The 21,012-nt window shown below is 32.8% G+C and carries 19 protein-coding genes; all 19 read right to left on the reverse strand.

Translation table 11 applies throughout. The features are described from left to right. Window positions 1-137: 137 nt before the first annotated feature. Window positions 138-1,484, reverse strand: coding sequence for an O-antigen ligase family protein (locus ACMDB5_RS01390; protein WP_413999252.1), 1,347 nt, complete (start codon window positions 1,482-1,484; stop codon window positions 138-140). After that, window positions 1,481-2,560, reverse strand: a complete 1,080-nt coding sequence (locus ACMDB5_RS01395; RefSeq protein WP_413999253.1) for a glycosyltransferase — start codon at window positions 2,558-2,560, stop codon at window positions 1,481-1,483. Before ACMDB5_RS01395 ends, ACMDB5_RS01390 begins: the two co-directional genes overlap by 4 nt. Window positions 2,561-2,663: 103 nt before the next feature. Next, window positions 2,664-3,785, reverse strand: a complete 1,122-nt coding sequence (locus ACMDB5_RS01400; protein ID WP_413999254.1) for a glycosyltransferase family 4 protein — start codon at window positions 3,783-3,785, stop codon at window positions 2,664-2,666. Window positions 3,786-3,828: 43 nt separating this feature from the next. Further along, window positions 3,829-4,830 carry a glycosyltransferase family 2 protein gene (locus ACMDB5_RS01405; protein WP_413999255.1) on the reverse strand — a complete coding sequence of 334 codons (1,002 nt, stop codon included), beginning with the start codon at window positions 4,828-4,830 and terminating at the stop codon, window positions 3,829-3,831. Beyond that, a complete protein-coding gene (locus ACMDB5_RS01410) occupies window positions 4,827-6,371 on the reverse strand; it encodes a glycosyltransferase family 2 protein (RefSeq protein ID WP_413999256.1) in 1,545 nt (514 codons plus the stop codon). Before ACMDB5_RS01410 ends, ACMDB5_RS01405 begins: the two co-directional genes overlap by 4 nt. A gap of 3 nt (window positions 6,372-6,374) precedes the next feature. Beyond that, window positions 6,375-7,520 (reverse strand): glycosyltransferase family 4 protein, encoded by a 1,146-nt coding sequence (locus ACMDB5_RS01415; protein ID WP_413999257.1) that lies wholly within the window; start codon window positions 7,518-7,520, stop codon window positions 6,375-6,377. 56 nt (window positions 7,521-7,576) lie between these two features. Then, complete coding sequence (locus tag ACMDB5_RS01420) at window positions 7,577-8,971, reverse strand: UDP-glycosyltransferase (protein WP_413999258.1); 1,395 nt, start codon at window positions 8,969-8,971, stop codon at window positions 7,577-7,579. A 160-nt stretch (window positions 8,972-9,131) separates the two neighbouring features. Next, window positions 9,132-10,007, reverse strand: coding sequence for an N-acetylneuraminate synthase family protein (locus ACMDB5_RS01425; RefSeq protein ID WP_413999259.1), 876 nt, complete (start codon window positions 10,005-10,007; stop codon window positions 9,132-9,134). Window positions 10,008-10,197: 190 nt separating this feature from the next. Continuing rightward, window positions 10,198-11,355, reverse strand: coding sequence for a cytidylyltransferase domain-containing protein (locus ACMDB5_RS01430; RefSeq protein ID WP_413999260.1), 1,158 nt, complete (start codon window positions 11,353-11,355; stop codon window positions 10,198-10,200). 64 nt (window positions 11,356-11,419) lie between these two features. Beyond that, window positions 11,420-12,301: a glycosyltransferase family 2 protein gene (locus ACMDB5_RS01435; protein WP_413999261.1), complete on the reverse strand. Its 882-nt coding sequence runs from the start codon at window positions 12,299-12,301 to the stop codon at window positions 11,420-11,422. 130 nt (window positions 12,302-12,431) lie between these two features. After that, window positions 12,432-13,394 carry a glycosyltransferase family 2 protein gene (locus ACMDB5_RS01440; protein WP_413999262.1) on the reverse strand — a complete coding sequence of 321 codons (963 nt, stop codon included), beginning with the start codon at window positions 13,392-13,394 and terminating at the stop codon, window positions 12,432-12,434. After that, window positions 13,384-14,523: a glycosyltransferase gene (locus tag ACMDB5_RS01445; protein ID WP_413999263.1), complete on the reverse strand. Its 1,140-nt coding sequence runs from the start codon at window positions 14,521-14,523 to the stop codon at window positions 13,384-13,386. Before ACMDB5_RS01445 ends, ACMDB5_RS01440 begins: the two co-directional genes overlap by 11 nt. A gap of 16 nt (window positions 14,524-14,539) precedes the next feature. Next, entirely contained in the window at window positions 14,540-15,439 is a 900-nt protein-coding gene (locus tag ACMDB5_RS01450) for a glycosyltransferase family 2 protein (RefSeq protein WP_413999264.1), read from the reverse strand. 18 nt (window positions 15,440-15,457) lie between these two features. Then, entirely contained in the window at window positions 15,458-16,375 is a 918-nt protein-coding gene (locus ACMDB5_RS01455) for a glycosyltransferase family 2 protein (RefSeq protein ID WP_413999265.1), read from the reverse strand. Window positions 16,376-16,666: 291 nt separating this feature from the next. Further along, window positions 16,667-17,554: a glycosyltransferase family 2 protein gene (locus ACMDB5_RS01460; protein WP_413999266.1), complete on the reverse strand. Its 888-nt coding sequence runs from the start codon at window positions 17,552-17,554 to the stop codon at window positions 16,667-16,669. Next, complete coding sequence (locus ACMDB5_RS01465; protein WP_413999267.1) at window positions 17,547-18,254, reverse strand: class I SAM-dependent methyltransferase; 708 nt, start codon at window positions 18,252-18,254, stop codon at window positions 17,547-17,549. The genes ACMDB5_RS01460 and ACMDB5_RS01465 overlap by 8 nt, the downstream gene beginning before the upstream one ends. Further along, a complete protein-coding gene (locus ACMDB5_RS01470; RefSeq protein ID WP_413999268.1) occupies window positions 18,247-19,518 on the reverse strand; it encodes an ABC transporter ATP-binding protein in 1,272 nt (423 codons plus the stop codon). The genes ACMDB5_RS01465 and ACMDB5_RS01470 overlap by 8 nt, the downstream gene beginning before the upstream one ends. 114 nt (window positions 19,519-19,632) lie before the next feature. Further along, complete coding sequence (locus ACMDB5_RS01475) at window positions 19,633-19,914, reverse strand: four helix bundle protein (protein ID WP_413999269.1); 282 nt, start codon at window positions 19,912-19,914, stop codon at window positions 19,633-19,635. Between the two features lie 297 nt (window positions 19,915-20,211). Continuing rightward, window positions 20,212-21,003, reverse strand: coding sequence for a hypothetical protein (locus ACMDB5_RS01480; RefSeq protein WP_413999270.1), 792 nt, complete (start codon window positions 21,001-21,003; stop codon window positions 20,212-20,214). Between the last annotated feature and the right edge of the window lie 9 nt (window positions 21,004-21,012).

The raw sequence follows: 21,012 nt of genomic DNA on the forward strand, positions 1-21,012 counted from the left end.
ATACATCAGCCAAATAAAATATAATCCATCAAAAACAGAATATTCTGTTAAATGACAACTATTAACTCAAAACCATATCACAAACAAAATACAAAAAGCAACAAAAACAGCATAAACACAAAAAATTCATAAATAAATCAGAACACTTCATTATGCCTTTTAGGTTTACTCAATTGAACATTAAGTAATGAAAGGGAATAAACAAAAGCCGGAACAGCGGTTCGCATGGCGGCATGATTTATAGTTAAAAACCAAAATGTGACAAAACACAATAAAAACAAATTGAAACTATTTTCGAGATACAAAACAAAAGGTGTGAAAAACAAAATCAATAAAGCCAATATACCAAATGAGCCATGTTCGGCTAACATTCTGGTAATTTCGTCATGGGTCAAAGTCCCATTTCCTGTCTCCTTTTTTCTAATTTCGACCCCTTTAGCAACCCCTACACCAAAAATAGGATTTCTTAAAAACAGATCAATTTCATTCATTGCTACTTCTCCCCTACCTGAAAGCTGGGTTTCTTTTACCCTTCCCTTTGCATCTTGGTTTGCATAGCGCTTATTAATTAAGCCGCCTGTCTGAAACGAAGTGTAACTCCATATAACAATCATCGCTAGAGCAATCATAGAAATAATATAATTCAATTTCACTTTACCTCTGAAATTGGACTTAAAATACAAGAACAGCAACAATAAAACAATCATAAACAGACCAGTTATCATGCCTCCACGAGAGAAAGTAACCATTCCTCTATAGGCAATATTCATAGCCAGGATTAAATTGATTACAAGCATGAATTTTGTTCTGGATTTCAATATTATTCTGGAAAAAAATATAAACATCCCCAAACCTAAAAAAGTAGCTACCTGATTAGGTCCATAACCTCCTGAAGCTTCAAAACTAGACTGTGTACTCGTTATCACATCCCGGATATTGGGTGTGTAAAAAGTTAAATAAACCATACAGCTAACAATAGGCAAGCCTATACAAAGCAGAATATCATTCATTCGCTCCAATGTTATTTTTCGTCTATAGGTATAAATAGAAGCAACCCCAAGACAAACAGGACCCGAAATATTAAAAGCAATGGTAGTTCTAATGTTGGTATCAAAATTTAATACAAAAGTGGAAATGACTATACCGGGAATCAGTAATACCAAATAGATCCAATACGGCACGGCAGCTTTAGAAAAACCACTGTAATACATCCCCATAAACAAAAAAATCATCACTCCATATTTTGAAAACTCGTAGGAAATACTGCCACCCGTCATCCTCAAAAAGACTTCGCTGCCTACCAAATAAGCAGCTACCAAAAGTGCTTCCTGATTTTTATTTTGCTTTTTTATAATAATATAAGCTCCTAAAAAAAGAATCGAAAACCCGTATACTTTTGAAAGAAAAGGAAATAAAAAAATAACAAGACCAATCCCAATATGGAACAGTATTAAATAGAAGTAGTACAATTCTTCTTTTTTCATTTGCAATTACATTCTAAGTAATTTAAATATTTTTTTATAACTGCTTCTCTCGAATACTGCTGTAACACAATTTCATGTAAACGTTCTCCAAATCTTATTCGTAATGTTTCTCCCGAAATTATTTTACAAAGTTGCTCCCCAAATTGTAAATCACTCAATGGACTGAACAACAACCCACTAAAATCATCTTTAATAATCGATGGACAATATCCTACATTAGTTGATAATACCGCTAATTTTGCCAAGCCATATTCTAACAAGGATACCGGAAAACCCTCATCAGTTGAGGACAAAACTCCAATTGTTCCTTGAGATAAAATATGCTGTATATCATCTTTAGAATCATATATAAAAATAAATTTTTCTAAATCATTCTTTTTTATAAATCCTTTTAAAGCGTCAGAATAGCAGTCATTATAGTCCTTCCCAATTAAATGCAAACTCCAATCCAAATCATGCAATTTCATTTCTTCAAAAACCTTTAGAAGTGCTAAATGATTTTTTGGGTTTTTTAAATTCGCCAAACAAACAATGCGCCTTCCATTGCTTCCTTTTAAAAATGTTTTCCTTGAAACAATAGCCTCTTGCGTTATAAAATTGGGAATATGAGTAACCTTTTTCACAAATAAATTTCTTTTAATCCAAGTTTCTAATTTCGGGTTAACCGTTAAAACAGAGGAAAAAAAAACAGAAGAAAAAAGTAATGATAAATTCCCCATTCTGGATTGATTTATTCTCGCTCCATAATGTTCATGCCATACTAATTTTATCTTGGGAAAAGATAGTTTTATTAGAACTCCTATAAAAAAAGAAGTACTATGCGCATGAATAACAGTCACTTTATTTTTCTTGACAAAGTTTCTCAATCGAATAAGTGCCGAGACATCAAAAGTATTTTTTTTATTTAAAAACAAATAAGAAACCCTATTGTCAACTTCTTTCTTTAAATTGCCTTCTTTTCGGGTCACAACCAAACCGGAATAAGTAATTTCTCCAACAAGCGCATTGGCATAGTTGACTGCCATTCGTTCTGCACCACCAGCCTCAAGAGAATCTATAATTTGAATGATACGCATTTTGAGCTTGTTTTTCTATATTTGGCACTGTCAAATTAAACAAAATTTCTTAATAATTATCAATAAACCTCTTTAGTTTCTAACAAAACTAACTGGAATTCAATCACTTTAAGCCCAACAACTCTTTTACTTCTTGCTCAAGAACATCCAAAGTATAAGCTCTTGACCAGTCTGATGCTTTTTTTTGTTTGATATTATAGTCTGCTTGATTTTGTAAAATGAGTTCCATTTGTGCTCTATCTTTTGCTAAATTCATTTCCAATAGAATTCCCCTGTTCCCATAATCCAACATATAAGGAACACAAGAAACAGCAGTCGCTATGGGGACACAACCCCAAAACATCCCTTCGGCAAGAGCTTTTGGCCAACCTTCGCTATCAGAAGGCAAAATAACAAAATGACTATCTTGATAGGCTTTTTTAATTGTTCTCTGTGATTGATTCCCTTTTAAGATAATGAAATTGGTTAATTGATTCTCCAAAATATAACGTTCCAAAACCTTACTTTCCAATCCTTCACCATACAAATCTAAATGTACTTTGAATCCTTTTTTCGACAAATCAGCTAGTAGTTGAATCGCATATAATGGATTTTTACCTTTTACTAAGGCACCAACAAAAACAAAATTAATTGTGTCTTTTAATACTTTAGGTCTTATAGGTGCTTTATCTTCCTCTTTATAAGTGGCCGTAAAAAAAGATTTCACATTGACAGAGCTTCCTTCCCATTGCCCATAAACCAATACCTGCATGTTTTTAGTCAAAAAAGTGTTATTCAAAATCCACTTTTGCAATCGATAAGACCAGGGTTGTTTTGATTTAGGATCCCAGTTGCCAGCGTATTTAGCTGTTTTTGTCTTTTTAGGAAACAGTATTTGAACAACGCAACCAATCAAACCAATATTGCCAGGGCAACGCAAATGGATGTGAGCGGCTTTTTGCATGGCTTTATAAATCTTCCAACCTATTTTTGGGGTTTTTAAAATTGCAGGAACAATTGTTTTAAAACTTAATTTATCAAATGGATCGATAGCAATAAATTGAATGCTTTTATGGTGATAAGGACTATCAATCACTGTATACTGTCCTTTATTAACCGGCGCTACAATAATCAATTCCTTGACCTGCTTTGCCCAAACATTCATTTCGTTGATATAAGGTGCGTAAGCATGATACTGATTTTGCTCTATGGTATGAGGAACATGAGTGATTATTACTAAATTCATCTTTTCATTTATAAAACTAATTTAACAGTATGCTGTTCCCTTTCTAAAAATATCTTTTTGGAGAATTCAACCACAAACTCCACCAGCCCACAGTTCTCCCTAAAACCTCGGTAAGTACTTCCTTTTTCTTGCTAGTGGTAAATATATTACTAAATCGCACCAATGTCAAGAGTATAGTGATAGCATGCCATTTCAGTTTAGCCTCAAGTGACGGATTTGGATTTTTTACTCTCCAAACAAACCAGCCGTTGCGCACCACCATTCTTCCGTATTGATACTGGTTGGGCCTTCCCGATGCATCATGAAAATGATTTAATTTAGCAGCCGTGTTAACATATAACTCACCTGATTTTGCTACTCGTAAAGTAAAATCGGCATCTTCATACAAACCATAACCTTCAAAATAAGCAGAAAATTTAAAATCATTAAAAACCTCTTTTTTAAAGGAAGATACTCCACCCATCAATAATTCCACCTTGTATATCTTCTCAGTTGGTGGTAAAAAACCAATACTTCTCCCATGAGAAAACAAAGGCGAAAAACCGGGGACTTGATCGGAATCCAGCCCAAGTTTTTTACGAAGCACGAACCGACTCCCGTCCTTGCGCTTCCATCCATCATAATGAAATTCAGAAACTTTTGGTTTATAGTTTTCGGGTGCTTTTTCCCAAACAGCTTCATTGGCAATATATCCCCCAACCCCTAAAGCCTCTGGGAATAATTTATATGTTTTAAGAATTTCTTCAAAATAGCTTCTTTCTAAAACCGTGTCATCGTCCAAAAAACAAACGATATCCGTGCAATCCTTTATTCTTTCAATTCCGTAGTTTCTTTGCTTGGTCAACCCTCGACACTCCGAAGGAACAAGAAAATAATTTAATTTTTTAAATTCATTCTTTTTCAAAACCAATTCCGTTTCAGAATTTGTTGATCCATCAACGATCAAAATGGCATCAGGATACACACTTTGTTGTTGCACTGATTGCAACAGCCGCATCAAAGGTCGTGGACGCATATAAGTGCAGATAATAAGCGAAAACTTCATGATTCCTTATTTAGTTCATTTGCCCAAAAACCACTTTGTTTCCATTGCTTTTGGAAAACATTAAAATACTTCAATGGATTTTTATGCTTTTGATGCTTATAATATTTAAAAAACAGCGTTGTTTTGTATCCCAAAAGTTGTTCATCGGTATGATGTAAAATACGAAACAACATCACTGTAGGCGATGGTTTAGGTTGAATTTTATCCTTATGCCATTCTAAATACGGTTTCGTCCTAAAACCTCCAATAGGTGCTTTTAGATGCAAAATTTCCGGCTCAGGCAAATACAAAATATCATGTCCTTGATTTCGCAATTGCATCCCAAAATCAATGTCTTCACCATAACCAAATTCAAAACTTTTATTAAACTTAAACATTTTTTGATTAACTTTTTCGATTATACTACATCCCGAACCAAAAACAGTTGCTTGAGATAGCAATGGATAATTATTCTTTTGAGCTTTTAAAAGACAACTGAAAATTGCTGCCTTTATTCCCATTTTATCTATATTCTTAAATGCATTTTGAATAAAATTATCATCAAAACGAATATCATCATCAGCAAGAAAAACCCATTCACTTTCCACCTGATTCAAAGCTATATTTCTTGCATTACAGGCTCCTGCCTGATGGGTAAAACTATGCTTAATTACAAAAGGCCAGTATTCAGCCTGCAAATAATCCAGTTCAGAAACACTATTTGCCAACGGATTCTGCTCTACTATAATTACATTTTTGGGCAGATGATGCTGCTTTCTTAAATCACAAAGAACATCATACAAATACATTTTTCTCCCTATAGTGGGAATAATCACATCTATTGTGGCCCGCTCAACTACTTTTAAGGAAGAATTAACCGTAATGATATCCAGATTTATCCTATTTTTATTTCTGTTCTTAAAAAATCCAGCGTATAAAAAAGCTCCAAAAGGAAAACGTTGCTCATAAATGATAAGATTCAATAACAAAAGTAGTATCCATCTTTTTTTATAATGCTGCCGTACAAACCTAAAAAGTGTAAAAATAGACGCCTGTGGTACTGGCTCTTTTTCTAATGTGCTACGCAAAAGCTTCGGCTCTGAATAACAAAACAAACCCAAAGGCATACACAGCTTGGCCACCGAATTCAGATAATAATCAAAATTAGAATCGGATGGTATCTTATCTTTAACTGCCAATAACAAAGAAGCGTGCAAAACACCCACCGCGCTGCTCATTTGCCAACTAGGATAAGACACTTTTTTATTTATTTTTATAAAAGGTGATTCTTCTACATAGCCTATTGTACTTTGGAAGTAATTACTGGAAACCCCACTGTAAGAGAGCATCATTTTATCATGGTGAAAGAAACTTTGTATAGCATCCAAATCTAAATTCTGAACCCAATCTGCATGACACCAAACTATTTTTTTATTAGGAAATCGTTCTGCCAAAAGAAGCAAACCCTTAGCTATGGTTCCATGATAATCAAATTGAATTCGTTGATTATCATGGCTGACCACTGACGTAATTTTATCTCTTAAATGGCAAACTATAATCAAAATTTAGTTAATTAAGGATTGATAAAGTACTATATTCTCTTGGACAAGTTGTTCTATATCAAAAAGCTTTTCTACCCTTATCCTTGCTTCTTTACCAATGGATTGGCTCAAAACCGGGTCCTTTATCAAAGCTACTATTTTTTCGGCAAATAACGCAGCGTCTTTAGGATCCACCAAAAAGCCACTTTCACCATCCACAATCAATTCCTTTGACCATCCAATATTGCTGTTCACCACTGGTTTTTGCAAAGCCATCGATTCAATGGTGACCATCCCTAAAGTTTCTGCAAAGGTGGGGAACACGCAAAGCTGTGCTTTTTTGATATGATGCTGCACTTCTTGGTAAGCTATTGCTCCCAAATAACTCACTTTTTTAAGGTCCTCAGAATCGAACTTTTTCTTCAACAGCTCCCAAGTCGAATTGGATTGGGTTTCAACATCCCTGGCATCTCCGCCAATAAGGATTAATTTGGCTTCGGGATACTGCTGCCTCACCAGATTAAAAATCCCAGGAAGTTCCAGAACTCCTTTCTTCCTGATAAGAGTACCCACATAAAGAATCACCCCTTTTTCATAGCTTTCCGGATTTGAATTTTCAAAGTTCTCGAGTCCTAATCCATGATGAATTGTTTGTATCGTTTTGTTTTTAAGTCCAAACAGCTTAGCCGAAAGCGCGCCGGAAAAACTTGTTGGTGCTATATAAGCAGTCGCCTTATGGATAGCCATTTTTTCAAACCAATAATTTTTTAGTTTTTGCTTTCTTTTTTCCAAATGACAAAAATAAGTGTCACTGCCATGAAAACGAATTACCAAAGGAATATTGAAATTCATAAAAGCAGTAATCCCGGTCCAGTCAGGAGCTTCAATAATGTCAATTGGATTGAGAATAATGTATTTACTGATATTATTTTGGATGTACTTTCGATGTAAAAACCAACCCAAAACCTTATATTTTTGATTCTTTATCAAATAGATCTTCACTCCCTCTTCCTCAAAAGCAGAATCTTCTTTTTGTCCATACACAAAAACGGAGACCACTATGCCTTTTTTAGTCAAAGCCATGACCAGGTTCTTGATGCTCGTACCAATTCCTGCCGCAGGTGATACCAATCGATGTGGATATTCTGGAGTTATAAAGCCTATATGCATAAATTATTCAAAATGATTTAATATAAATCTATAACAAACAAATTGAAAAACAGCTTCTAACCTACTATTTCGTGGATGGCAGCCCAAATAGCAGCTGAAGCTTGGGTGGGTTCTTTTCCAAGAATAGTCTCAAACCATTTTTTCCCTTCTGACACACTAGAAAGATTACCATCCAAAATGTTTTTTATGATTGTAGTCAGCTCACTCTTGTCAGTACACCACAAAGCAGCCTCTTTTGAAGGCATGGATCTAAAATGAATATACTTATAATTTTGTCCAATATCTCGGATTCCCTTCTGAAGTTGGGGTTGTTCATAATCAAAAAACAGACAAGATTTATCATGGGCCACAAAATCAAACACCATAGAAGAGGCAATATTGGCTACAAATTCACTATGTTCACATACATTAGCCTGCATAGCAAAATCGTCTTTAGTAGGCATAATTTCATTCCAATTGCTCCCTACGGGTCTCCAAATAGGATTGACCACAGCAATTACATCCTTATATTTCTCTAAAACAGCATCATAGCGACTTGTAAAATCAACAGTGCATTTTCGATACAATATTCCTAAATTATACCCCTGTTGATTCAATTCGATGACAGACTGAGCCAAATCCTCCAAATAATATTGGTCCAACGGAGAAGTCACAATATCATCACCCGAATAACAGATGTATTTTTTATTGGCATCTAAATTATTCTCTTCAAAAAACAGCGTTCTCTTTTTTATAAGGCTTTTGTCAAAATGACTTTCAAATTGCGGAGTCCCCGTGACAAAAACATTTTGTGCTTTCGCATAAGGACAATAGTGAAGGATTTCGTTTTTCATATGAGCACTCCAAACAAAATAAAAATCAGTTTCTACTAAGGTGGTTGCCTTGGGTAAATTATCCCATGAAAAAATAAAAGTAGCCGTTGGAATTCCCAAATCTTGGGCAGCCAATAGAGGAGCTATAGCTTGAGAAGAACGCTGGTTTGTACAAAAAACAAAATCAGGTTGATGTTGCTCTAATTGTAATTTGCAATACTCATATTTGGAATTTTTTCTTTCGAATTTTTTAATTTGATCTCTTACCCATTGCAATCCTCTTTCATTAGAACCAAAAAACACTAATAAATCGACCAAAATACTTTTGAAACCAGAATTAAAGCCTTGGTAAGATTGCGGAAAATTGTACGTATTATAAACCGTTTCCTTATACTTTCTGTCAAAAAGATTCAGCTCAATTCTTTTTCTGGCTCTTGTAAATACCGATGTAAGCGGATGAAGTTTATTATTCTCGATTTTTACTTCTTGATAGTTCAGTTCTTCTTGCAAAGAAAAAACGGTATTGTTCCAATAAACGATATCGAATCCTTTTTGCTCTCCCTTTTCCTTAAACTGGGTAAAAGCAAAATTGCGCAAGCCAATTCCATCTGGCAAAAAAACAAAAACTTTCTTTTTCATATCATCTAAACTATCAAATTTTGAAAACTATAAATCAAAATCACTTTTCAAAACGGACATACTTTCATCAATCCATCCCGAAGATACTCAAGCTCTGATTCTTCGGGCAAACTGGGCAATCTTTCAAATAATTCCTCTAGTATGTCATAAACACATTCTATTATATTTTTTTATTTTTCAATTTATCTCTTTGAACTTGCTCAATAGGCAAAATATCGGTTTGTTTATAATCCAAAGCAGCATGTACGGCCTTCAAATCCCGACATAATTTTCGCAATCCCATAGGTTCCAGCGAAGCCGCATGATCCGTCCCTTTCCATGTTCGGTCTAAGGTATAATGCCGCTCGATAATATTTGCTCCCAAAGCATAGGCCGCAACATCTACCGCTATGCCCAGATGATGTCCCGAAAAACCAATGTGCTTTACTTGAGCTCCGTAGTGTTGTTGCAAGAAATGAATGTCCAACAAACAGACGTCTTCAAACGGCACCGGATAACCCGAAGTGCAATTGTATAATACCAAGTCTTTATTTCTTTCTTTTTTGACAAAAAAACGAACTAAATCAGCTATTTCCGCTTTGGTCGTCATTCCGGTCGAAATATGTATTTCACCTTGATAATGATCACACAACCATCCTAACATCTCATAATTATTATTACAGGCCGAAGGGATTTTTATAAAATCAGGATTTAGGGAGACGATCTCCCTAGCTGAAGTAGCGTCCCAAACGGAGGTTGAATATACCACGCCCACTTCCTCACAGTACTTTTTAAGCTCTGCATGTTGATTCACATCAAATTCTAGATGTTCTCTGTGTAAACCATAAGTAGCTCCATAAGAATTGGATTGATTCGGATGCGGCGAATTATATTGTTCCGCAGTCAATAACTCCTTATTGTTTCTTTTTTGGAATTTAACCGCATCCACATGGCAAAAAATCTTTGCGATTTTGATTAACTCCTTGGCTATTCCCATATCACCTTTATGATTGCAACCAATCTCGGCTATGACATATGGGGCTTTGTACTCATTCATTTTTAACATATTAAAAAGATAAATAAAGTTAATACCATCAAATCTTTAATCTCTAAAGTAATTGTCTCTACAAATATCAGACTGCACTTGACAACTGTTTATTCCACTTTTATAAAACCACCGATGTCAGACTGAGCCTGTCGAAGTCAATGTCTCAACACGGCAAAACTGAACTGAACAGCGGCAAAACTCAAAATCTCATATTATACTTTAAAATCCACTCACAAACCTCCCTTATCGCTCCATCGGCAGAATTATGGTTTAGCACAATATCAGCATGAACTTTCACACTGTCGGTGGCATTAGCAGGAGTAAAAGACCAGCCGGAACTACACATATTAGTCAAATCATTAACATCGTCCCCCACATAAGCCACTGCGTCAAATCCGGCATTTTTATCGGCTAAAAAATGCTTCAAAAAAGAATATTTGTCTTTAACCCCAAAAAAAGCATTCGCTATTTGGAGCTTTTTCATTCGCTGTTCCACCAATTTGGAATTTTCAGAAGTCAGTACCACCACTTCCACATTATGCTGACGTAAAATTTCCAGCCCCATACCATCACGCATATCAAACTTTTTAGCAAACTCTCCACCTTCATTATAATAAATACCTCCATCAGTAAAAACGCCATCTACATCCAACACTAAATATTGAATTCGCTGATTGCTTTTCATCTTTTTTTGCCGTTCTATCAAAAGATTTTCTATGATCGTCCAATCAGACAGACTGTCTATTTCCATTAAGGCTTCTTCTGGCATTTCTACCAGCCCAATTGTTCCGCTTACTCGATTTTTAGATTTCAAAAAGCCTTCTTTAGTTGTACAGTAGACAGCTCCATTTTCAATCAGTAATCCTTCAAAATCCTGTCTTCTGGGCCTATTGAACACATTGTAATTTTGTGCTGTTCCATCTGCATTCCAAGTAAAACGATGCGTTTTGACTACAGTCAAAGCGGCATCATACTGCTCGATGGAAATTTTATCCAGTGCAGCATTAATATCCTTTGCCATGGTTAAAGGCGAAGTCGCCTGAAGCAAACACAAAATAGCATAGTCATGATTTATTTTTTCTGAAAACTCCAGCATCGTACTCTCGGTAGAAGCCGTATCATTGGCATTTTCATCGCTACGAAGCATTGCTTTTACCTTTGGGGTCCAATGGTATTCACGCTCAACATAGGCTATGATTTCCGGATCATTGGTAAATACAACTACCTCATCCAAATCAGAGAAAACAGCCTCTGTGAGAACCCATGAAAATAAGGGGCGCCCCACCATTTTCTTTTTGTTCTTTCCGGGAATCCCTTTTGAATCTTTGCGAAGGGGAATGATTGCTGTTTTTTTCATTTTTATATTTTTTCGCTTTTGTTTAAAAAATAATTTTAATGGTTGAAAAAGTATTAGGTACAAACTAATACTTTATTCCTTTTATAGTTTTTAATTTTCGCAAAGTGCTTTTTTGAACTGGTTTCCTATATTTTAGGACATGAAATATTTCTTTGCAAGTATTAAAAATTGATTTCCAAAACAACTGAAAATACTTAAAATCATGTAAAGCATATTTTTTAAAATTATGAAATAGCAATCTTACAATTTTCAGTATCGGATTTGGAAAATAAACCACATAATAAAAGATGGTATTTTTTAGTTGCTTTTCAAATCGAAAATAATTTCTGCCTTGTGTTAAACGTTTTTTTTTGTTCACTCTATGATTCACTATTATTGTATTATCATAGTAAATTTCATAACCTAAATCTAACACTTCAATAGACAAACAAGATTCTTCACCATAAATATCTATCCAAACCGGGAAACCATTGGTTTTCTCATAAATTTCTTTTCGAATAGCAAAGCCACATCCCACAAAATCATTTGTTTTGTACTTTTCAATTTCTACTTCCGCCTTTTCTAACGATTCTTTATCCGATACGAAAATGCCTCTAATTTCTTGAAAAGCAATAATACCAATTCTTGTGTCTGCTAAAAAAATAGATTTAGTTTTAACAATAAAATCATCTGACAAAGGATGTGCATCATCATCTAAACCTATAAAAAAAACACCTTTTGCCTTTTTATACAACTCGTTTCTTGCAGGAGAAGCACTGATACTTATTTCAGAAATTTCCCATTGTACCCATGGATATTTTTCAATTAAAACTTCCGTTTTTTTGCAACCGTCAACAAAAACTAAGACTTCTTGAATAGATAAATCTAATAATACAAATAATTTGTTTAAGGTGATTTCTAGTTCATCCGGTCTGTTCTTTGTTACAATTAGTATTGATACTTCCATTAATATTTCATTCCAATATATGTTTCTATTAAATATACTAATTTTCTTTATAGACACTTAAAAGTATTTATTCTTTTAAGATTGCGACATGCATAAACTATTATTATTAATTAAAATATTTTTTATAATCTTAACTTTTATTTTCATTAATCAAATAGTTTTCTCCTGGAATAAAATTCCTACTTCTACTTTCAATTATCTTGTTACAATTTTTAAATATTATTTTAGCTGACAACCAATACTTCCTAGCCTCTAAAAATTTAAAACGAAATATAAACAATAAGCTAAGCAAAAGTTTTTTAAATGCTAAAGCTAATATTTCTCGTTTGCAAACATCTAAATTAATATTGGCATAGATTATTTTAGTATCTAACTCAAATTTTCTCAGGTGTTCCTTAATGTCTTGTTCCTTTTTGTTATTTGCATCATAGCAATCATGATAAATTTTAACAGCAGGTACAATGCCTACTTGCATATTATGATAATTAACACGATCGCAGTAATTATTATCCTCTCCGTAATGAAAAAAAATAGGATCGAAACCACCAACTATCTCTAATGTTTTTCGAGGAATTAACCAGCAAGCTGCATTAATAAAATTTAATGGATAAATATCCTTCATTTTTTCAACTCCTTTAATTACAAAATCAGAAAGAATATCTTTGCAATATTGAGGTGAAATTCTAATACTAAAAAAATATTCTAGCGATTTTTCATCAGAAAAATAATGCAGCGGAGACATAATACCATACTCCTTATTCTTTTCTGCAGTTGCTAATAAAACCTCTATAGTGTTTTTTTCAATCCACGTATCTTGATTTAATAAAAAAACATAATTATACCCATTATCTAATGCATATTTGAGACCTAAATTATTGGCTTGCCCAAACCCTAAATTCTCGGAACTTTTATGTATTTTAATATCTTCAAACGTTTCTAATATGGAAGCAGTGTCGTCTGAGCTAGCATTATCAACTACAAAAATAGCTGTAGAAATAGTTGAACTTTGAATAGAGTCAATGCATTTTTTAAGCCACTTACCGCCGTTATAGGTAACTATTATTGTTAATATTTTTAATTTCTTATCCTTCATTAATTACTTCTTCTATTAGATTAAAAATTCTTACAGCACCATTATCCGCGGAAAACTCAAGTGCACTTTTTTTCATTGCCGTTGATTTTCGCTTCAAAACTACAGGATTATCATACATTTCCAAAATTGCTGTTGCTGCTTCCTGAATACCCAAATAAGGTACTACAGCTCCATTTTCATTATTAATAAATCCTACAGTACCATTACCTTTATCAAAACATATGACAGGTTTTCCACACATTGCATTTTCCATAGCAACCATTGAATACGATTCTTCTCTTGATGACAATAAAAAAACATCTGATTCTTTAAAATAGCTGATAATTGCATCTGTATTAGGTAAGATCTTTATATTATCCTCAAGGGACATTTTCTTTATGTCAGCTAGTAAATGGTTCCTTATTTCAGCACTGCCATTTGTACCAATCCATATAAAATAAATTGGTCTATTTAGATTGGCTTTATTTATCACATTTATAGCTATCTGCAAAAAAACATCTACTCCTTTAGTATAATTCATGGAACCCGAAGAGCAAACAACAAATGAGTTTTTGGCAAATCCTAATAATTTTAATTCTGAATCAGAATTAAAACCCTTTATCCATCTATTTATGGGAGCAATAACCTCATATTTTGACGAATCAATCTTATGTTCTGAAATTATTGCCTCTTTTACAAAATCCGAAACAAAAATCAATTTTGAAAAATTATTAATTTCTTTCTGAAGTAAAACTTCGGCATCTAAATTTTTTATAAGAATTGGCCCTTCATGAATATGTAAAACAGTTTTGTTTTTTTTTAAAAACTTCAATGAAGGCAATCTGGTCAAACTAGCTATACTATTTATATAAACTAAATCAAAAAAACCACTCTCTAATTTTTTAAGATAGTCATTCTTAGGCTTAAAAAACTTCCTAATTACTTTATGAAAAAAATCTTTGCTTTGTCCCTTTACATAAAGAACAGAAACCTGTGCGTTATCTCTCAAATTATGCTCTATTTTACCTCCATAAATACTCAAAACAAAACACTTATAATCCTTCGAATAGCTAGAATTTAACAAATTATTAATTACAAGTGGCGCTCCTGTTTCTGAGGCTTCATGAATAATAAAGAGTATTTTTTTCATCTTCTGTTTTTTTAGATTAACTTTCTAATATCTTCAATAATATTCTTTTATGAAACCTATACAATTCACGAATATCAAAATTACTCCAATACTTTGTATATAAATAAAACCAAGATTTACAATTGACAGTATGACTAAAATAATAATAAAACTCAATCTTTTTCAAAACAAAAAGTCTATTTTTCTTTAACAAAAAAGACAATTTATTTTCATAAAAATATTTCAAATAAAGATATTCTGCTTGTTTAAGAACGTCTTTATCTGCAGTCCCTGACAGACTAGAATCTGAGATTCGTATAGTAACAACCGACTCATTTATAGTATAAATAAGTTTATCCTCCGAGAAATCAATCCAAGCTCTATCATCACTATAAAAACCAGAAGGATAGTCTTTGAAGTGATATTTTAAATATACTTTTCTTTTAAAAAAATATTCGGACAAAGAACTTCTTGTCTCCCATCTTAATTTTCTGATAAAAAAATCTATTCCTTTTTCTAATCTGGGATGCTCATACATTTTTGAAATAGTATGATCTTGCTCATTTAATACAACAGATGCAAACCTTACAACATTACATAGCTCATTGAATTCTATATATTGATTATAAAATGACTCAACCACATTATTCCCCAAAACATCATCATCTCCCAAGATCATTATCCACTCTTCATTACCCGATAAAGCAATACAACGCTCCCATTGTCTTATAAGTGAAGTCCCCCCTAAATTACTCTCAAAACGATGAAAAACAAAATCAAACTTTCCTTTATATTTATTTAATAAATCTGTTGGATTTTCAGAACTATCATCATCACCAATATAGACTTTGAATCGTTTATCCGTTTGATTGGCTAACGATTCCAAGGTTTCTTCGAAAAAGCCAATTTTATAATATGGAATTACTATAGCGATCATAAACAAAAAAAGATTTACCTATTTAGATTTTAATTTTAGAATAAAGGGAAACAAACTTTTGGATAGTTTCAAAATACCCAATCCCTTTAAAATTTTTTTTATCATCAATCCTGTTTGATAACTATTTGAATTTTTAATAGCTTTAAATCTGCATTTTAAATCATCATTTGATTTATAATATCTGGAGATTAAGAGCATTGAAAATTTATAAAATTCTTGTTCTGATAAATAGTTTTTAAAAAACTCACATGCTTTGAGCTGATCTTCATACAAACTTTTCGACTTCACTCTTCCTGAAGGATTTATTCTATAAAGAGCCAAAATCTTATCTAAAAAAAGAGCTTTATCACCTGTTTTAAAAATAGAAACCCATACAATCCAATCTTCATGTGCCGTCATGTTTTCTGGAAATCTAATATTTTCGAATAAAGAAACCTCAAAAAAACCACAATGGATTGGTATGGAAAAAGTTCCATTCCAATAATAAAGTAAACTCTCGAAGTTCAATAACTCATTATTCAAATTACAATATGGATTTAAAGTCTTATTATGATTATCTCTAAACATTCTGAAATCGGAAACAATAACTTTTATATCCTTTTCATTACATTTATTAATTAAATCCAATGACAATTCTAATTTTTCTTTATCCAAAAAGTCATCAGAATCTAGAAACTGTATATAATCACCCTTAACCATTTCTAGCGCTAAATTCCTAGAGCTACTGACTCCTCCATTTTTTTTATATAAATAAATGAATCGGCTGTCTTTTATCACCCATTTTTGGGCAATAGCTTCAGTATTATCGGGACTACCATCATTGACAATAATACACTCCCAATTTTCATAAGTTTGATCCAAAACGGATTGTAAAGCCTCATCTAAATATTGGGCTTGATTAAAACAGGGAACTATAATAGAAACTAAAAACTTCATTAAATCGATATTCTAAATTAATATAAACTCTCTTAAATTAAAAAAGATAAACAAAACTGCTTTCCTAAACCCATTATACATTTAAAAAAACAAAAAAATAAGTTGTATTATCTTTTGATAATTATCACTCTATTTACCAAAAACACTTCTAAATTAATTATTCAATTCTTATCAGTACATTGAACTAAAATCTCTCATTTAACCTCATTATACATATTAATTTGACTGTTCAAGAGTACCAATACCTATTCAAAAAACAATTTATAATAGCTAATTATACTTGTAATTTTCTTATTTAGAAATACTAAAAATAAATCTAATAACACTCGTTTCTTTTATTTTTTTTAATATTTTAAAACCTTTTGAATTCTCTATCTTCGAAATTTTAAAACTCAGATCAATAACTTCAGAATATTTTTTTTCTAAAACAAAGCATAAATAATCAATAAAATATTTTTCCGAAACAACCTCTCGTATACATTTTATTACCTTCAAAGAATTAGCTTCCATAAGCTTTAAATCCTTTGTCATACTATATTCATGAATTCTATAAAAAGCTAAAGTAGAATCTATAAAAGAAACATGAGGTTCACTTTTAAAAATACTTAACCACATTACCCAATCTTCTTTAGCTTTTAATTCTTCTGGAAATTTAAAACCATCTAAAAGACTTTTTTGAAAAAAACCACAGTGTATTGGAATACTAAATTGATAATCCCAACCAAAAAGTAATTCTTTAAAAGTAAAATACTCTTGTTTCAATTCACAAAACGGATCTATTGATGAATTCTTATCAGTAGTAAACATTCTAAAATTAGAAATCACTACTTTACTTTTGCTATTAATAACCTTTTCACATTCTGCTAATGATAATTCCAATTTATTATTATCCAAAATATCATCTGCATCTAAGAACTGAATATAATCTCCTTTAATTACTTTTAATCCTGCATTTCTGGCACTACTTAAACCCCCATTTTCTTTGTAAACATATTTAAACCGAATATCATTTGCAATCCATTTTTGGGCAATTGCTTCGGTATGGTCAGAACTACCATCATTGACAATGATACATTCCCAAAAAAAATAGGTTTGATCCAAGACTGATTGCAACGCCTCAGGTAAATATTGAGCCTGATTGTGACAGGGGACTATAATAGATACTTTAGGACTATTCATTGTTGTTTTTTTGAAATAACCACAATTGGTAAATTTGAATTTTTGGCGCACTATTAACAGGTGAAACTGAAAAACGATCTATTTTTATTTTAGTAAAACCATTGCTGGTTATAAGAATTTCTAATTCTAATTCAGACATCCAATCTTCAATTGGCTGATTTGGGTTACTATATTTAATCCATTCCCTTTGAACCTCTTTTCTAGGTGTGGTAACAATTAAATATCCTCCATTATTTAATAATTTAAATATGTCCTTTACAAATTCTTTTTTTTTATTATCTGCAATATGCTCAATTACCTCTGAAACAACAATTAAATCAAATTTTTTATTCTCCCCCTTCTTTAGCAAATCTTTTGTAGTTCCACATATAAAATTAATTTCAGAAAATAGTTTTCTTGCATATTCTACAACTGGCTTTATTGGCTCAAGCCCCGTTATATCTCCGTATTTTGATAACAAATTGGTCAGCCATCCTCTTCCACATCCTAAATCTAAAATAGAATAATTATTAACACCTTTTTTATATTCAATTTCCTTTAAAAAAATTTCAATGATATCCCATCTTAGTTTTTCTTCATCATTTGGTTCATTAGAATTCCAATAAGAGTTTTCAATAAACAGTTTTTTATAAAACTCTGTTTCTTTTTGTCTTTCTGTTTTAAACACTTCTTTTAAATTCTTAATAGCCTTTTTAATCATTATCCAAATTATTTATATTATAATATTGCCAAACAACTTCATCGTGAAAAACTTTATTAATACTCATATTTAAACTATTAACTACTTTCTCTTCAAAATTTTCTGTTACAGTAAACTTTATTGCTTCATTTATTATCTCAATGTCAGTTGTAGAATCACCCATATACAAATCTATTTTATACAGGCCTGGTAAAAGTTTCAAATTTTCAATATAAACTGATATTTTTCCATTAAAAACATTAGAACTATTGATCTTTTCTTGATGATAATGTCGATTATTAATTCCTATTAACTCAACATCATTCAAATCTTTTATTACGATACCGAGTACCAAATTTGTGATACTATTTTTGGCTTCAAAATAAACTTCTAATCTAAAATTGTTATTGTATTTAATTGTTCCGTTTGTAGTATGTAATATTGCTTTTTTTATAATTCTACTTCCAAAGTATTGAGTTTCATTTTCAAATTCAGAATCAAACTGATAAAATTCTAGGGTCTCCTCAATCCCTCCCTCAAAAACCAGCTTCCCATTCTCCATTACGATCCCCCTCGTACACAAACTCCGCACCGCCGCCATATTATGACTCACAAACAAAACCGTCCTCCCTTCGCCCCTGGAAATATCCTGCATCTTACCGATGGCTTTTTTCTGAAACTCGGCATCACCCACTGCGAGTACCTCGTCAATCACCAAAATCTCAGGTTCTAAAAAGGCGGCCACGGCAAAAGCCAATCGCACCGTCATTCCGCTGCTATAGCGTTTCACTGGTGTATCAATATAGCGCTCACAACCCGAGAAAGCAATGATTTCATCGAGTTTGGAAGCAATCTCTCTTTTAGTCATACCCAAAATAGCCCCGTTGAGAAAAATATTTTCCCTGCCGGTCATCTCACCGTTAAAACCGGTTCCCACTTCGAGTAAGGAAGCAATACGCCCTCGCGACTTAATGCTTCCCGTTGTAGGCGCAGTCACCTTAGATAATATTTTTAAAAGTGTCGATTTCCCCGCTCCGTTTTTCCCAATAATCCCCAGAACCTCCCCGCGCTCCACTTCAAAATTAATATCTTGCAAAGCCCACACATAATCGCTATCTCCCTTTGTACTACGATCATTGATTTCCCCAATTTTCAAATAAGGGTTTTCCTTTCCACGTACCTCATGCCACCAGCGGTTCAGATCATGGCTCAGCGTACCTGTACCCACTTGCCCGAGGCGATACTGTTTAGAGATGTTTTCGGCTTTGAGGATGATATCTTTCATTGTTTATGAATCGTGAATGGTAAAATAAAAACTACTAACTTTTAACTACTAAATCAATTATTTATATAATTTTAAATCCCAACAAAAGCTTTTTTACTTCTGTTATTTCTGTTATTATATATCCTCTTTTTCAACAAAATCCAATCGAATTGCTATTAAATATTGTGTTTCCAATTCTGATATCGAGCCAATTGCAATATATAAAAACTGCAGTAATTCTTTATTTCCTTTTAGTGCTGCTCCTTCTGCAATATTTGATGGAATGGAAACAGCTGCTCTCCTCATTTGGCTGGTTAATCCAAATTTTTCAACTTCTGGAAACTTTTGAGTAAGTTTATAAATAGACTCAACCAAGTCCATGCTTTTTTTCCAAACGTCCAAATCTTTATGATCCATATCTTTTTCTTTAGAGAATCGTGAGTAGTGAATCGTAAAAATGGGTAGTTAGTATAACTAACTCCTACTATTCGCTTTTCACTTCTAACTATTCACCACTAACGTTCTGGTACTACGGGGGGGGGGACTAAATTAAGCCCATTATTCGGATTTGCCAAATCATCACAAATGCAAAACCAACTTCCCATTAAGCCAATTGCCCAAATCCGTTGTAGTAGCTGTTACCTGTAGTTTTTATAACCTGCAGAACGAGTCAATTCCATTGCTATTGAGTTGTGTAGTAATGTTTTTAACCAGTCAATTAATATGACCATCTGCTTTGATTATGAAAACAATAGAAGATGTAATAATAATGTTTTTAAATTTTGAACCTCTTACTGCCCTACCAGATAGATTTTTTCTAGTGACATCGGGCGCAGCCTGCTCGTCAACTAATTGCTTGATAAACCCAACCATGCCGTAACTATGGCATGGCATAGGAGCAGAGAGCACAGATAGTTTTCGTGTTATAAAATTTGGAGTAAATTTCATCAATCCTCTACGGATTTTTTGTGATAGTCTCACAAAGAAATGAGGAACCTTGCTGGAAGGTTGAGAAAAGATATTAAAGTCAAGGCTTTTGCCATCGGGCCAGTCATTCCAGTAACCGGTACCCCAATCCTCAATAACATAAAGGCCTCCTGGCTTAAGATGGTTATCAAACAGATGCCAGAATGCAATCTTGGTTAATTCACCGATGTGGGATGCATCATCAATAATAATATCAAATCCGTCTGGAGCAATTTCATTAGCCACCTCAGATAAAAACTTTGTGTCCGCCTGACTGCCTTCATACATATAAATATTTTCCACAGGTTTAAATTTCTTTGGAAGATTCAGATCTATGCCGACAATCTTGCTAAAAGGGAAATAATCATGCCATAGCTGGAGTGAGCCTCCTTTAAGGATTCCTAATTCTAACAGAGTTATTTTTTTCCCAACCCAAGGCTCCAGTATAGGAGCGTATTTATCCAAATATTTACTGGATATTTTATCTGTATCATATTCCTCTAAATTAAGATTAGGATTTAAATCACCTATTGTTTTCATATTTTATAA

Origin of the sequence: Flavobacterium sp. W1B (assembly GCF_047344965.1) — a bacterium.
Taxonomy (GTDB): Bacteria; Bacteroidota; Bacteroidia; order Flavobacteriales; family Flavobacteriaceae; genus Flavobacterium.